Source organism: Mucilaginibacter phenanthrenivorans, from assembly GCF_024721155.1.
GTDB classification, from domain to species: domain Bacteria; phylum Bacteroidota; class Bacteroidia; order Sphingobacteriales; family Sphingobacteriaceae; genus Mucilaginibacter; species Mucilaginibacter phenanthrenivorans.
This window is the reverse complement of record NZ_JAHVAP010000001.1, coordinates 54,691-69,509: the sequence shown is the minus strand read 5'-3', so window position 1 is coordinate 69,509 and position 14,819 is coordinate 54,691. Positions and strand designations below refer to the sequence as shown.

Annotated in this window: 18 protein-coding genes; 13 read left to right on the top strand and 5 right to left on the bottom strand. The window is 41.2% G+C overall.

All coding sequences use genetic code 11. The features are described from left to right. The first annotated feature begins 98 nt into the window (after positions 1–98). Positions 99–590, top strand: coding sequence for a 5-(carboxyamino)imidazole ribonucleotide mutase (gene purE / locus KXD93_RS00380; protein WP_258134869.1), 492 nt, complete (start codon positions 99–101; stop codon positions 588–590). 125 nt (positions 591–715) lie between these two features. Here purE and KXD93_RS00375 read toward each other — a convergent pair whose 3' ends face one another. Continuing rightward, positions 716–1,279: a YqgE/AlgH family protein gene (locus tag KXD93_RS00375; RefSeq protein ID WP_258134868.1), complete on the bottom strand. Its 564-nt coding sequence runs from the start codon at positions 1,277–1,279 to the stop codon at positions 716–718. Positions 1,280–1,456: 177 nt separating this feature from the next. Between KXD93_RS00375 and pdxH the strand changes: the two genes are divergently transcribed. The 4 genes from pdxH to KXD93_RS00355 all read left to right on the top strand — a co-directional run bounded on the left by pdxH (position 1,457) and on the right by KXD93_RS00355 (position 5,041). Further along, positions 1,457–2,104: a pyridoxamine 5'-phosphate oxidase gene (gene pdxH, locus KXD93_RS00370; protein WP_258134867.1), complete on the top strand. Its 648-nt coding sequence runs from the start codon at positions 1,457–1,459 to the stop codon at positions 2,102–2,104. Beyond that, positions 2,101–2,598: an NADH-quinone oxidoreductase subunit C gene (locus KXD93_RS00365; protein WP_258134866.1), complete on the top strand. Its 498-nt coding sequence runs from the start codon at positions 2,101–2,103 to the stop codon at positions 2,596–2,598. The genes pdxH and KXD93_RS00365 overlap by 4 nt, the downstream gene beginning before the upstream one ends. A gap of 242 nt (positions 2,599–2,840) precedes the next feature. Beyond that, complete coding sequence (locus KXD93_RS00360) at positions 2,841–3,683, top strand: cupin-like domain-containing protein (protein WP_258134865.1); 843 nt, start codon at positions 2,841–2,843, stop codon at positions 3,681–3,683. A 233-nt stretch (positions 3,684–3,916) separates the two neighbouring features. Then, the gene (locus KXD93_RS00355) at positions 3,917–5,041 is read left to right on the top strand and encodes an NADH-quinone oxidoreductase subunit D (protein WP_258135689.1); all 1,125 of its coding nucleotides are present in this window, start codon (positions 3,917–3,919) and stop codon (positions 5,039–5,041) included. Between the two features lie 293 nt (positions 5,042–5,334). Here KXD93_RS00355 and KXD93_RS00350 read toward each other — a convergent pair whose 3' ends face one another. Both KXD93_RS00350 and KXD93_RS00345 read right to left on the bottom strand, forming a co-directional pair. Further along, positions 5,335–6,438, bottom strand: a complete 1,104-nt coding sequence (locus KXD93_RS00350; RefSeq protein WP_258134864.1) for a S1C family serine protease — start codon at positions 6,436–6,438, stop codon at positions 5,335–5,337. Positions 6,439–6,451: 13 nt separating this feature from the next. Then, positions 6,452–7,021, bottom strand: a complete 570-nt coding sequence (locus KXD93_RS00345) for an RNA polymerase sigma factor (RefSeq protein WP_258134863.1) — start codon at positions 7,019–7,021, stop codon at positions 6,452–6,454. 227 nt (positions 7,022–7,248) lie between these two features. Between KXD93_RS00345 and KXD93_RS00340 the strand changes: the two genes are divergently transcribed. From KXD93_RS00340 to KXD93_RS00305, 8 genes are all read left to right on the top strand, one after another. Continuing rightward, positions 7,249–7,521, top strand: coding sequence for a hypothetical protein (locus KXD93_RS00340; RefSeq protein ID WP_258134862.1), 273 nt, complete (start codon positions 7,249–7,251; stop codon positions 7,519–7,521). 153 nt (positions 7,522–7,674) lie between these two features. Further along, positions 7,675–7,872 (top strand): hypothetical protein, encoded by a 198-nt coding sequence (locus KXD93_RS00335; RefSeq protein ID WP_258134861.1) that lies wholly within the window; start codon positions 7,675–7,677, stop codon positions 7,870–7,872. 141 nt (positions 7,873–8,013) lie between these two features. Continuing rightward, complete coding sequence (locus KXD93_RS00330) at positions 8,014–8,235, top strand: hypothetical protein (RefSeq protein ID WP_258134860.1); 222 nt, start codon at positions 8,014–8,016, stop codon at positions 8,233–8,235. Between the two features lie 141 nt (positions 8,236–8,376). After that, a complete protein-coding gene (locus KXD93_RS00325; RefSeq protein WP_258134859.1) occupies positions 8,377–9,879 on the top strand; it encodes an ATP-binding cassette domain-containing protein in 1,503 nt (500 codons plus the stop codon). A gap of 114 nt (positions 9,880–9,993) precedes the next feature. After that, positions 9,994–11,118 (top strand): CofH family radical SAM protein, encoded by a 1,125-nt coding sequence (locus tag KXD93_RS00320; RefSeq protein WP_258134858.1) that lies wholly within the window; start codon positions 9,994–9,996, stop codon positions 11,116–11,118. A gap of 63 nt (positions 11,119–11,181) precedes the next feature. Beyond that, a complete protein-coding gene (scpB, locus tag KXD93_RS00315) occupies positions 11,182–11,742 on the top strand; it encodes an SMC-Scp complex subunit ScpB (protein WP_258134857.1) in 561 nt (186 codons plus the stop codon). Between the two features lie 161 nt (positions 11,743–11,903). After that, positions 11,904–12,089 carry a hypothetical protein gene (locus KXD93_RS00310; protein ID WP_258134856.1) on the top strand — a complete coding sequence of 62 codons (186 nt, stop codon included), beginning with the start codon at positions 11,904–11,906 and terminating at the stop codon, positions 12,087–12,089. An 84-nt stretch (positions 12,090–12,173) separates the two neighbouring features. Further along, entirely contained in the window at positions 12,174–13,304 is a 1,131-nt protein-coding gene (locus KXD93_RS00305) for a GNAT family N-acetyltransferase (RefSeq protein ID WP_258134855.1), read from the top strand. Positions 13,305–13,372: 68 nt separating this feature from the next. On the opposite strand, the gene KXD93_RS00300 is transcribed toward KXD93_RS00305, so the two are convergent. Then, the gene (locus KXD93_RS00300; RefSeq protein WP_258134854.1) at positions 13,373–13,714 is read right to left on the bottom strand and encodes a helix-turn-helix domain-containing protein; all 342 of its coding nucleotides are present in this window, start codon (positions 13,712–13,714) and stop codon (positions 13,373–13,375) included. Positions 13,715–13,919: 205 nt separating this feature from the next. After that, positions 13,920–14,768, bottom strand: a complete 849-nt coding sequence (locus KXD93_RS00295; protein WP_258134853.1) for a universal stress protein — start codon at positions 14,766–14,768, stop codon at positions 13,920–13,922. Between the last annotated feature and the right edge of the window lie 51 nt (positions 14,769–14,819).

Genomic DNA, 14,819 nt, shown 5'->3' with positions numbered 1-14,819 from the left:
TAATTTAGAACCGCAATTAGTGAACCAGTTTTAAATAATTAAATTATTAGTGAATTAGCCGTTTTACTGATCCGGCTATGAATCATGAACTATTAACCATGAACCAACCCAAAGTCGCCATAATAATGGGCAGCAAGTCTGACCTTAACGTAATGCAGGACGCTGCCGATGTGCTAAAGGAATTAGGCGTTGAATACGAAATAACCGTCGTATCAGCCCACCGCACACCCGATCGCATGTTCACCTATGCCCGTGAAGCAGCCGGCCGTGGCTTGAAAGTTATTATAGCCGGCGCAGGCGGCGCAGCGCATCTGCCCGGGATGGTGGCGTCCCTAACCCATTTACCTGTTATTGGCGTCCCGGTAAAATCAAGCAACTCAATTGATGGCTGGGATTCTATCCTGTCGATATTACAAATGCCAAACGGCATCCCTGTAGCGACTGTAGCACTTAACGCTGCAAAAAATGCAGGAATCTTAGCCGCGCAAATCTTATCCACAGCTGATGAACAAATCGTCAAAAACTTAATCGCCTTTAAAGAAGATCTAAAGAAAAAGGTAGAAGAATCGGCGCAAAGCATGGAAAAATAATTCCGTCAGACTTACGAAGTTTTGCAAACTTCGTAAGTCTGAAGCACTTCTTTCTTTCGGACTTCCGGACTTTACCGACTTTCGGACTCAAAACAACTAGTCTCTAATCTCCAGTCTCTAATTAACTAATTTAGCGCCGGATTTTCCGGGAAATTAGCGATATGCGCATAGCGCTGGCCTAATCCAATCACCACTTCGCGCCATAATGTCTCTTCATTTTGGGAGAATATGGTATCGATATTTAATTGATTAGCCACTATCCAGCTGTCTTCTTTTATCTCATCATCCAATTGTTTTGGGGTCCAGCCGGAATAACCCGTAAAGAAGCGGATCTCATCTGCATTTAACTGGTAGCTGGTTATCAGTTCCTTAACCACTTCAAATTCACCACCCCAAAAAACGCCTTCGGCTATTTCAATACCGTCAGGAATTTTATCCGGGCAGCGGTGAATAAAATGCAGCGTATTGACCGAAACCGGTCCGCCTATAAATACCGGGATCTCCGAGTAGGAAAGATCAGGCAGAATATCGCCCAATAAAAATTCGCTGGCATGATTCAAAATAAAACCCATCGCTCCCGCTTCAGAGTATTCTGTTAAAATAATAACTGAGCGCCTGAAATTCGGATCTGTCATAAAAGGCTCCGAAATTAACAAGCGCCCCGCGGCGGCCGAAATAGAACTAAGCATATGGGTTAAATTTATATATGTAACAAGTATTGGAAAAATATGTTCGTTTTCCAAAAAAGAGTTAAAGATAAGCGCCACGACAAAGCAGCTCCCTTATCAAAACTAATTAACTTTTTCCTATCTTGAATCTTGTCTCTTTCTCTGTATACGGGATAATTATTTCGTAAGTTTGCATCGATGGATCAGGAAAAGTTAGAAAACACAAGAGTAGATTATACAGCTGCTACGTTATCTGAAGCGAGCACCAAAGCGGACCCAATAAAACAGTTTGAGATTTGGTTTGATGAGGCCCAGGAAGCAAACGTTCCTGAGCGGAATGCCATGACGCTTTCAACAGCTACTACCAATGGTATTCCGTCTGCAAGGATTGTTTTACTAAAGGGGGTTTATCATGGCGGCTTTTCATTTTACACCAACTATTTAAGCCGTAAGGGTAAAGAACTTACAAAAAATCCAGTATGCGCCTTAACTTTCTTTTGGCCGTCAATGGAGCGCCAGGTTAGGATTGAGGGAACTATAGAAAAACTAAGCAAGGAGCAATCCGAAAAATATTTCCATTCCCGCCCTAAAGACAGCCAGATAGGTGCTGTGGTTTCTCCGCAAAGCCAGGAAATAGACAGCCGTGATCTGCTCGAAAAAAAGTGGGATGAGCTGGCAGCCGAATTTGCTGAAAAAGAAGTTCCTAAACCATCTTTTTGGGGTGGTTACCTTGTTACGCCCCGCCTGATAGAATTCTGGCAAGGTCGCCCAAGCCGCCTGCACGACCGCATAGTTTATAAAAGGATAGACGCCAAAACCTGGAAAAAAGTTCGTTTAGCACCATGAGTTTTGAGGAGATTAAGTCGTTATTGGTCGATAAATTTGGCGTAGGGGTAATTACCGGCGAAGAAACCGGCGGATTACAACCTGCTTTACTTATAGCGCCTGATCGTATTGCCGATGTCTGCCTCGAACTCCGTAATAATCCCCTTACTTATTTTGATTTTTTGAGCAGCATAACCGGTGTAGATTACGGTGTGGAGGCAAACCGCTTCGGGGTAGTATATCACCTGGCCTCTATCCCCTATCAAACACAATTAACGCTGAAGGTAAGCGTAGAAAACACCCGTGATTTAAACGATCTGCCAACATTCCCGAGCATAACTTCCGTTTACCGCACCGCGGATTGGCACGAGCGTGAAACATACGACCTGCTGGGCATATTCTTCGAAAACCATCCCGATCTCCGCCGCATCCTGCTCCCCGACGATTGGGAAGGCTTCCCCCTCCGCAAGGATTACAAAGCAGCCGAGTATTATAAGGGAATAAAGGTTGATTGAGGGTTAGAGATTAGAGACTGGAGATCAGAGATTAGTTGAACGCGGCCGATCTTTTGCTGCTCGAACTCGATTTTCATCGTTTCTTACCTAGTCTCTAGGTAACCAATACCAAAGGTAACTCCGCTATTTTCTCACCTAATCTCTGATCTCTAACCTCTAATTAACTAACCCCAACCTTTTAAATTCCAAGTCCGTATAAACCAATAACAATTTAGTAAAACCGACTAAAATCAATTGGCACTATGGATATCATAAGAAGAGACAATATTTCTTACGAAGAGTTTATGGAGGAGCATTACAAACCGGGGATTCCCCTTGTTTTTACAAATGCAGCAAAGGTTTGGAAGGCGAACGGCCTTTTTACACCGGATTGGTTTAGAGAAAATTTCCCTGAACGGGAAACCGATTGCCGGGGAACCTCATACAAAATGAAGGATATAATGGATATGGTAGAAACCAGCACCGTTGAAAAACCTGCAGTTTACCCTATCATTTTTGATATCCCCGCAACATTACCTGAGTTAATGCCATTGCTTGACCCGCTTGATTTAAACTATGCTTCGCCAAACTGGCTTAACAATAAAATGTTTAATATTGGTAAGTGGGGTGGCGTTACCGAACTATTTATTGGTGGCCCGGGCGGTAAATTCCCTTATTTGCACATCGACTATTATCATTTAAATGCCTGGATAACCCAACTATATGGCGAAAAACGTTTTACCGTTTTCCCGCGTGGCCAGGATGAATTTTTATATCCCCGCCCTGATGATCCATGGCGCTCTGAGTTAAACATTTTTGAGCCTGATTACGAAAAATTCCCTAAGTATAAGAATGCAACGCCCATTCATTTCACAGTTGGGCCGGGCGAAACCCTATTTATTCCGTTTGGAATGTGGCATACTGCTTACTCGCTAACACCGACCATCTCTGTGGCTTTTGATACGCTTAACAGTAAAAACCATAAGCAGTTTATGCAGGATGTATGGACATTTAAAAAACGGGACAGTAAAGCAAAAGCTGTTGCTATGTACGCATATGCGTGGGTGGCAACACAAACCAGCAAGCTTAAGGAAAGCTTCGCTTAAAGAGCATGTAGTTTTAATTTCGAAAGTTCCATTTCGGGATTAGTAATTATAGTTTATCAGTCGCCCGTGGAGTTAGTAACCACGGGCGTTTTTTTGTTTATACCCTACTGATCCGGTAGAATTTCCTAAATTTGACGTTCAAAACAAATCCGGAATTGAATACCACAGCACCCAAGTACGACGAAGCTTTAAACAACTATTATCAAAAGATAGCCGAAGCAGCTACCGAGGACATGGTGCTCAATATGGGCCCGCAGCACCCATCCACCCACGGCGTATTGCGATTGGAGTTAATAACCGATGGCGAGATTGTTAAGGAAGTGATTCCGCATATTGGCTACCTGCACCGTTGTTTTGAAAAACATGCCGAATCATTAACCTACCAGCAAACCATCCCCTTTACAGACAGACTCGATTACCTGGCATCAATGAACAACAGCCATGCCTTTGTAATGGGTGTTGAACGGATGATGGGCATTGATAAGGATATCCCAAAAAGAATTGAATATATCCGCGTGCTGGTTTGCGAATTGAACCGCATTGCCTCGCACCTGATAGCCATTGGCACCTATGGCATTGATATCGGCGCATTCACCCCCTTCCTGTGGTGTTTTCGCGACAGGGAGCATATCATGGGGATGCTGGAATGGGCCTCGGGCTCACGCATGTTGTACAACTATATCTGGGTGGGTGGTTTGTTTTACGACCTGCCAGTTGGATTTGAGGAACGCTGCAGCGAGTTTATAACCTATTTTAAACCCAAAATGGTTGAGCTGAACCAGCTTTTAACCGATAACCAGGTATTCATTAGCCGCACAGCCAATGTAGGCGTGTTGCCGCTCGATGTAGCCATTAACTATGGCTGCTCCGGGCCCATGCTGCGCGGCTCCGGTCTTAAATGGGATTTGCGCCGGATAGACAATTATTCTGTTTACCCTGAACTTGAATTTGACGTGCCAATAGGTAAAGGCGAAATGGGCACCGTGGGCGATTGCTGGGACCGCTACAAAGTGCGGGTTGACGAGATAGAACAATCTGTTAAAATGGTTGAGCAATGCCTCAGCCGCCTGCAAAACGAGCTAAAACGCACACCTGATTTTGATCCCCGCTCAAAAATGCCACGCAAGATCACACCGAAGGCACAAGACTATTACGTCAGGTGCGAGGGAGCCAAAGGTGAACTTGGTTTCTATTTTATGGCGGATGGCCGTTCAGAGATCCCTACCCGCGTAAAATGCCGTGCTCCCAGCTTTAATAACTTATCCGTACTGCCTGAACTCGCCAAAGGCGTAATGATCGCTGATATGATCGCCATAGTAGGCTCTATCGACTTTGTGTTGGGCGAGGTGGATAGGTAGATGATGTGCGAATGCGTGGGTGTGCAGATATGCGGATGAAAAAAATACCTGTTTGCTCAAAAAAGGACTTGCCATCAAAAAAAAGTGGCTCCGTAGGAGTCTAATATTGGTAGAAAAAGGAACAAATTAATCCTTTGCCCTGTAGGAGCAACACCTATGCGACATGCAAATCGTCGTGAATATTGTGATACCAACGAAAACGCCCGTCGACTTACAGAGTCATCTATAAAAAACAGGGGCGCTATGATATGATCACAGCGCCCTGAACTATATAAAATAGTTTTTTGGGATCTTTATTGATTAGAGTAAACCCTAACCATAAACACATAATTCTCTAATTTCTCAATTTGCTGCGGACGGGCTAAACCAGCCAATATGTTTTTACCGGTTGTGTTAAGTGGCTTATTTAACGAGTCGGCAGGAATATCTTTAATCGCCTTTAAAAGATAACTTGTTTTAACTGCGAAGGCAGCACCCTCAATACGCGTTTGCTTGCCATTTACAATACCGATTACATTGCCTTTACTATCTAATAAAGGACCACCGCTATGGCCATAATCAAGAAGGGCAGAAATTTGATATTGCGTGGTATCTCCTTTGAATCCTGTGCTTGATGTTAAAAAACCTGCCCCTAACACAATATTATCCTTTGGATATCCAATTGTAAATACTGTTTCGCCCAAATCGGTTTCAGCCTTTTTGAAGGTGTAAGGTAATGCAGCCAACGGTTTAAATGATGGATCCGTTATTTCTAAAATTGCAATATCGTTTGCAGGCTCAGTATATATAACCTTTGTGCGATATGATTTGCCATCTGCCGCCTGTACGTATACTGAATCTGCATTGCGAATTACATGATTGTCAGTAATAATATATCCGTTTGAAGAGATAGCAAAACCTGTACCCCTAAAATTGCCCGGATTGGTAACAGTTGGATGTTGCGGGCTAAGGCTATTAATTGTGTTCTGCAGGTTATGCTGACCGGTTTTCAATTTACCTATCTCGCCTACCAACTGCCCGTAATTTACTTGTTTGTTACTCAAATATCCCGTAAAAAACAACGTACACAACGCAGCAAAAATAGCTATAGATGCAGCCACCGATATTTTAGAGTGATGGTTCCTCCATGTCCTGATTATCCATGAAGGATGAATCATCATTTCATCTTCCAAAGCCTGTACATCTATCTCATCATGAATCGCATCCAAACGCTGCTCTAATTCAAGGCGCTCACCGTACTGTTTTATCAGGTTGGTGAAATGCTTATGCTCGGCAACTTTGGTATTAACGTCGGCATCCTTAATACGCAGTTCTTCAAACTGGGCACGTTCAGCCTTGGTCATCTCGCCGTTGAGGTAACGTTCAATGGTTTCTGTTAACTGGTTATTCTCGCTCATAGCCTTACTCTCCTTATTTCTGCTGAAAAAATAATTTCTTCAGCCTTTGCAGGCATTTATATTTCTGGGTTTTAGCGTTATCTGCATTGGTGTACCCAAAATTTTCACAGATTTCCTGCATCGATCTGTTATTTATATAAAAATCTTCTATTATCGTTTTACAAGGCTCGCCTAAAAGCTGCAAGGCATTCCCCATTTTATTAAACTGGATATCGCGCTCGTTATTCTTTTCGGTCTCATCATCAACAGTAAGGTATTCCTGGAAATCTTTTATATCTCCCCCATAACGGTTCATTTGCGTTAGTCTTTTTAACCAAAGCCGCCTGCAAATGGAGTAGATATAGGTTTTAAGCTTGCTGCTTAACTCAAAATCGCCTGTTTTAACTTTATTATAAAGAACAATTATGGCTTCCTGGTAAATGTCTTTTGCATCGTCCGAATCGCCATTATTATTAATAACCAATTGTAATATCATCGGAAAGTATGCGATGTATAGCCGCTTTAATACACTTTCCGAATTGTTAAGGATACCTAGAATAACTTCACTATCCGTTGGTACACCGCTGTTTAACTCTTTACTCACTACTTAATACTATTTATGCGAAATTGTAACCCATTATTCATAAAAAAAAATTAAAGCTAAAATATTTTTCCTGTTTTAGCGGGAGTGCCTGTTAACGTTGTTAGCGTTACAGATGTTATAAGTGTTGAAAAATAGCTGCCCGCTGTTGATTATTCAATACGTAGCTCCTACCAGCCAAACTATCAATTGTAAATTTTGTTAGCTATCAACACATTAACAACAAACTCATGAAAAATATAACAAAACTTCCCCTATTGGCACTTCTCATCGCTTTATCTATGGGCGCCTGTAAAGGTAACAAATCATCCGGTGGTACCGACTCCGCAAAGACAGATTCATCAACCATACAAGACACCATCAAACATTCCGACACAACTTTAAAAGTAGACACAGTAAAACCGGGAACTGACACCTCGGACATGAAGACGGATACGATAAGTAAGAAAATTTCAAGTAAAGTGGAAATTAAAAAAACCACCACTAAAAAAGGTAAAGAGTAGTAATTACACGGGACCCGAATCATCTTTGAATATAATCACTCACATTAAAACTACTAAAACTATGGGATTTATATTTTTTTTTAATTTTAATGGGTTACCTTTTTAATTCAACGGTATTAATGATACAAACACTCACATTTAAAATATAAAAAAATGAAAAATTCATTCAAATTAGGTTTCGTTGCTTTAGTTATTGCTGTTTCTGCTGCTGCTTGCGGTGGTAGTGCAAAAAAAGATGGTGCTGATACAACTGTTAAAGTTGACTCTACTGTTAAAGTTGACTCTACTGTAAAGAAAGACACTGTTACTAAAGTTGACACTACTAAAAAAGACACTACTAAAAAGAAATAATCTGATAGGATTTTTCTGTTAATTTTTTAGTTTTTACACTTTTAAAAGGTAATCTGCGATTTTTTTTTAAATTCATGGGTTACCTTTTGCTTTTTGAGGTATTAAGTTGAAACTATTTAATCACTTAAAAAGAAAATTAACATGAAAAATGCATTCAAAATGGGCGCTTTAGCTCTAGTTATCGCAGTTTCTTTCGCTGCTTGTAAAGGTAAATCTGATTCAGCTGCTACAGATTCAGCTAAAACAGATTCAGCTAAAATGGACTCAGCTAAAATGACTGATACAGCTAAGAAAATGGTTGACACAGCTAAGAAAATGGTTGATTCAGCTAAAGCTAAAACTGACACTGCTAAGAAAAAATAATTTCGCTTTTAGTGAAAACAAAAACGCCTGGTTAGCAATAACCGGGCGTTTTTGCTTTATTAGCTTTCCGAAAAAGCTGTTTTTAAATTAATTCAGGGTTATTCAAATAGATAATTAATTTTACCGGCTACTTATACGCTGATGGATCTACCCTTAATTTCTATAAATAACGCCACCGTTCGTTTTTTAAATAACCCCCTGTTTACCGGTTTAAACTTTTTAGTTGATAAAGGCAAAAGCTGGGCATTAATAGGCAAAAGCGGCTCAGGCAAAAGCGCCTTGTTACACACTATTGCGGGCCGCTTCAATATAACCGGGGGCGAAATTAACTTTCACTTTTTCGATGAATTTCTTCGGGATACCCCAAACACTGACGGGCACCTCACCCATCATAAGCTGATAGCCCTGGTTGAGCCCAAACATCACTTTAAAAACCTATCGAACACCAGCGATTTTTACTACCAGCAACGTTATAATTCCTCCGACTCGGAAGATGCACTTACGGTTGAGCAATATTTACATTCCATCAAACCGGCATCCGACAAAAACATTTACTGGACCTTTGAAAAAACAACAAAACTTTTAAACCTCGGCGAGCTACTAACCAAGCAGATCATCAAACTTTCAAATGGCGAAACCAAACGATTGATGCTGGCCGCTGCATTATTAAAATCTCCTGTTTTGCTATTGCTGGATAGCCCCCTTACCGGGCTGGATGTGCAAACGCGCAAAGAATTTAATGCTATTATCGACGAGATCATCAAATCGGGTATAACAATAATTATGGCTACTTCGCCTTACGAGATCCCGGATGCCATAACCGATGTTGCTGTTTTGCAGGACGGTGTAATAATCCAGGGCGTTTCAAGGGATAAATTTGATCCAAAGCAATTTATTGAACATGACGAGGACGAAGTTGACAATGAAGAGCTAAAAGCGTTACTAAACCCCAACACAAATAAATCTGCTTATAAATATATCGTTAAAATGAACGACGTATTTATCAAGTATGGCGAAAAAGTAATCTTAAATAAAATAAACTGGCAGATCGTCCCCGGTGAAAGATGGGCGTTGCTCGGGCCGAACGGAGCCGGAAAGTCGACCCTGCTTAGTTTAATAAATGCGGATAACCCGCAGGCTTACGCCAATGATATTATCTTGTTCGATAAAAAACGCGGCACCGGCGAAAGCATCTGGGATATAAAAAGCAAGATCGGCTTTGTTTCTCCTGAACTACACCAGTACTTCCCTACCGACAACAGCTGTTTACAGGTTATTGAATCCGGCTATTATGATACACTTGGGCTGTTCCGCCCATCACAAAAAGCAAAAGCTGACACCGCCCTGCGTTGGATGAAGGCTTTGGAGATCGATAAATACGCACGCGTATTGTTAAAGAACATCCCCGCAAGTGCGCAACGCCTCTGTCTGCTGGCACGTGCTCTCATCAAAAATACCGACCTGCTTATTTTTGATGAACCCTGCCAGGGCCTTGACGATCACCAGCAACATCATTTTAAAACCCTGGTTGATACCATTTGCCGGCTAAGCACCGTTACGCTGATTTATGTAACGCATTACCAGCATGAAATTCCGGATAGTGTGACTAAGGTTTTGAAATTGGATAAAGGGAATGTAGCTTAAAGCGAAAAGATCAAAGCAGAAAGCTTTTTTGTTTTTTTGTTGTAAAACTTTTCCCCTCATCCCGCTTTTACCTTTCTGCTTTCGCCTTTCACCTCCTACTTCGTATATTTGTGCATGAACACAGCCGATCTGTTGCAACGCGCTTTGCAGTTTGATTTTTTAACGCAGGATGAGGGAGTTTTTCTTTACAAAAATGCTTCCACCGCCGATTTGATGTACACGGCCAATGAGCTGCGCAAGATCCAGGTGCCTCATGGCAAGGTAACCTGGCAGATCGACAGGAACGTGAATACTACCAACGTTTGTATCGCCAATTGCAAATTCTGTAATTTTTTCCGTCGCCCCGGCCACGAGGATAGCTATATAACCGATATAGAAACCTACAAACAAAAGATCGAGGAAACCTTCCGCTACGGCGGCGATCAGTTGTTGCTGCAGGGTGGCCACCATCCTGATTTGGGATTAAAATTTTATGCAGATACATTTAAACAGTTAAAGGAACTATATCCTACCCTTAAGCTTCACTCTTTAGGTCCGCCGGAAATTGCGCACGTTGCCAAGCTGGAGGGTATGAGCCACTACGATGTTTTAAAGGAACTAAAAGCTGCCGGACTTGATTCATTACCCGGTGCCGGTGCTGAAATATTAAACGATCGCGTTCGCCGACTTATCAGCAAAGGCAAATGTGGCGGCAAGGAATGGCTCGACGTAATGCGTGCAGCTCACCAACTGAACCTGCCAAGCTCCGCTACAATGATGTTTGGCCATATAGAAACTATTGAGGAACGCTTTGAACATTTGGTTTGGATCCGCGAGGTACAGTCAGAAAAACCTGAAGGCCATTACGGGTTTGTTGCGTTTATTCCATGGCCGTTCCAGGATGACGGCACCTTGTTACGTAAAGTAAGAGGCATTACCAACAATGTTACCGGCGATGAGTATATCCGTATGATAGCCCTGAGCCGCATTATGCTGCCTAATATTAAAAACATCCAGGCGTCATGGTTAACAGTTGGTAAACAAGTGGCCCAATTGTGTCTTCATGCCGGCGCCAACGATTTTGGATCTATCATGATTGAGGAAAACGTGGTATCTGCAGCAGGAGCTCCGCACCGCTTCACAGCAAAAGGCATCCAGGATTCCATCAGGGAGGCAGGCTTCGAACCGCAGCTGCGTACCCAAAAATACGATTGGCGCGAAATTCCTGCGGCTATTGAAGAGCAGGTGATAAATTACTAAGCAGTTAGTTAATCAGCGAAATCATTTAATCAATAAAATCAGCGGTCTACTTCCGGACTCCAAATGGACAATATAGAACAATACATAGAGGCCCTCATATTTGCATCGGAACAAAGCATCCGTACCGAAGAGATTATTTATTGCCTGCAATCAGCCTTTGAACAGGATTTCACCGAAGAAGAGATTAATGGCCACTTGCAAAACATCACCAATAAATACCGCGACCAGCAATTTGCTATTGAAGTGGTTAAAGTAAGTAACGGATATCAATTTTTAACAAAGAAAAACTATCACCAAATAATAAGCCTGCTGCAGGCGCAGCGCTCAAAAAAGAAATTGAGCCAGGCTGCACTTGAAACCCTTGCCATTATAGCCTACAAACAACCGGTAACAAAGCCTGATGTAGAACAGATCCGGGGCGTAAACTGTGACTACTCGATTCAAAAACTATTGGAAAAGGAATTGATCTCCATTGTAGGCAAATCGGAAGCATTGGGTAAACCTATCCTTTATGGCACCAGTGTATTGTTTATGGACTATTTTGGAATAAACGACATCAGCGAATTACCTCAAATGAAGGATTTTGCCAGCGCTGCTACATCTATAGGCGAAGAATCAGAATAATTAATTCCCTGTAAAACAACAGAAAAATATTTTTTTTAAAATGATGTTTTTATTGAAAATGATTTTGATTATTTTTACTAAGAAATAAGAAGACCAGATTAAGTTATTGCATTTTAAATGCACTTATTAATTGAAAAAAAATTACTATAAAATTCATGGCGATGGGAACTCCAAAAAAACCTGTAAACAAGAAAGTTGAAGACACCGACGAAGATGAAGATGATGATGCGACTCTCGATCAGAAACCGAAGAAAAAGGTGGATGATGACGACGACGATTTTGACGGCCCTTTAGACGATTTAGGGTTTGAAAACTACGGGGACGACGACGACGACGACGATTATTAATCTTTAAATAAATAGAAGTGCTTTAAGCATCCGGGCCATGCCTTAGGATGCTTTTTTTATATTTGCCACTGCTATACAAAACTTATGACTGTAACCGAGGTTAAGGACAAGACTACCAAAAAAGCTTTTTTAGATACCGCCAGGATAATTTATAAAGACGACCCGATTTGGGTTTGTCCGCTTGACAATGACATTGAAGCAGTTTTTGATCCGGCGACGAACAATTTCCACAACGACGGCAAGTGTACACGTTGGGTTTTAACCAACGAAAGTGGAAAACTGATAGGTAGGGTTGCAGCTTTTATCAACAACAAAAAGGCCTACAATTATGAGCAACCTACCGGCGGCATGGGTTTTTTTGAATGTATAGACAACCGGGATGCCGCTTTTTTATTATTTGACACCGCAAGAAAATGGTTGAGCGAAAATGGAATGCAGGCAATGGACGGGCCGATAAACTTTGGTGAAAATGATAATTTCTGGGGTTTACTGGTTGAGGGATTTATTCCTCCCTCCTACGGCATGAACTACAACCCACCTTATTACAAGGCTTTCTTTGAGGAGTACGGGTTTGAAACGCTTTACGCACAGATCACCAATCATTTAGACATAATAAAACCATTTCCCGAAAGATTTTACAAAATAGCCAAATGGGTTACCCAAAAGCCCGGTTATGAATTTAAGCATTTAACGGCAAAGAACATAGAAAAATTCGCAGCCGATTTCATAGAGATCTATAACGATGCCTGGCGGGATTTTGAAAATTTTGTACCGATAACACACGCCACCATTGCCGAAAGTTTTAATAAAATGAAACCTTTGATGGACGAGAACCTGATATGGTTCGCCTATGTAAATAATGAACCGGTATCCTTTCTTATAGTTTTACCGGATGCCAACCCCATGATAAAGCCCTTAAAAGGCAAGTTAAACCTTATTGGTAAACTAAAATTTGTATACAATAGGTGGAGGGGTGTTTCGCGAATGAGGGCTATTGTGATGGGAACAAAACAAAAATTTCAAAATCATGGAATCGAGTCGGCACTTTTCATAACGCTTGGCGAGTATGTTTTGCCTTTAAATCAATATACAGAACTTGAACTTTCGTGGGTTGGTGATTTTAACGAAAAAATGATAGCAATGCACAATGCAATGGGGGCGGTATTTGGTAAGAAGCATTTAACAATGCGTCATATCTTTAACGGGCACGAGTAACAGCGAATTTATCAAGTCATTTTAACCGGACTAATATAGTTAGTCCGATTACGTCCATGCAGTTAATTTCAGGCTGTTACTCGGTTGTGCCTTAACTCTTCAAACAACTCTATAACCTTTTTTTGCAAATCAATAACCTCTGTTTCGCGGTCCATTAACTTTTTATTGATGGTTTCAAGTTCATTAATAATTTTCTGATCCTGCTCAGAATCGCTAAAAGTAAGCAACTGAACTACCGACATCTCGAACAGGGTTGCTATCTGCTCAAGCCTTGATAGGTTGATATCAGTAATACCTGTTTCAATTTTTGAAAAAGCGGGGATAGAAATATCCAATCTTTTAGCAACATCCTCCTGGCTCCATCCTTTTTGATGACGTAATAACCTGATTTTTTTTCCGAGTGTCTTCATATAACATTAAAGGTTAAAAGATTTCGCGATAGTTAATAAAGTTACAATAATATTCAATATCTATCTAATTATCAACAATTTTGTATACTATTTTATTTTAATGTGAAGTTAAGTTATTACTCACATATAATATATTATACCTATTGTTATTATTTAAAAACTAATATCTATTTTTTTTGCGACTTATACTAATAAACCAAACTTATTATTTCAGCAACAATACAGGCACAGCAGCACTTTCAAGCAACTGTTTCGAAACACTTGTCTGTAGCAACGATTGCAAAAAACTGTATTTATGCGGCAGCGCTATTACAATTTGCGCGTCATGATCGCTGGCAAACTGCAATATCCCATTAATAATATCTGCCTGCTTAATAAAATAATACTTAGGGTCATACTGCTTCAACACACCATATAAGGCAGTATGCTCAGCTGCCCTTTCAGCGTCTTCAGGTTTACTGCCGGCTTTATTGTCAATATTCACTACCAGCAGATCAAATTTCTTCCTGTTGAGTAGTTTTACCAGCGAATCCAGGGGAGCAGCTTCTGTTACTTTTTTAAAGTCGCAGGCAACAACAACGCGGCTAATTTCTTCAATATTATACGCCGGCGGAACAACAATCACTGGAACCGGGCAGGCTTTTGATACCTTAACTACGTGACTGCCTATTTTTGCATCGTCATTACTGCTGTTACCCTTGCTGCCCAGGATCACCAGGTCGGCGTTCCTGCTAACAGCATTTTCAACAACCGCCCTTAGTAAATGTGAACGGTTCAAATGTGTACTTATCTTAACACCAGGCCTAACCTGTTTTAAAAGATGCTGCTTAAAGTCCTCCAGCTTTGCTACCCGGTCGGCGGCATTTTGTTCAATTTCTTCCTCCCTTACCAACACCATATCAGGGTTTGGCAGCATCGTTTCATATATCGATACGTAATAGGCATTCAATAAAATGATATGTTCCACCTGTGTTTGGTGACTCAAAGCCGCAGCGAATTCAGCAGCATGGGTTGCTGTTTCAGAAAAATCTACAGGAACAAGATATGTTTTCATTTACCGGGAAAAAAATCAGGCTTCAACAACCTGTCTTTTGCTCACTAAATA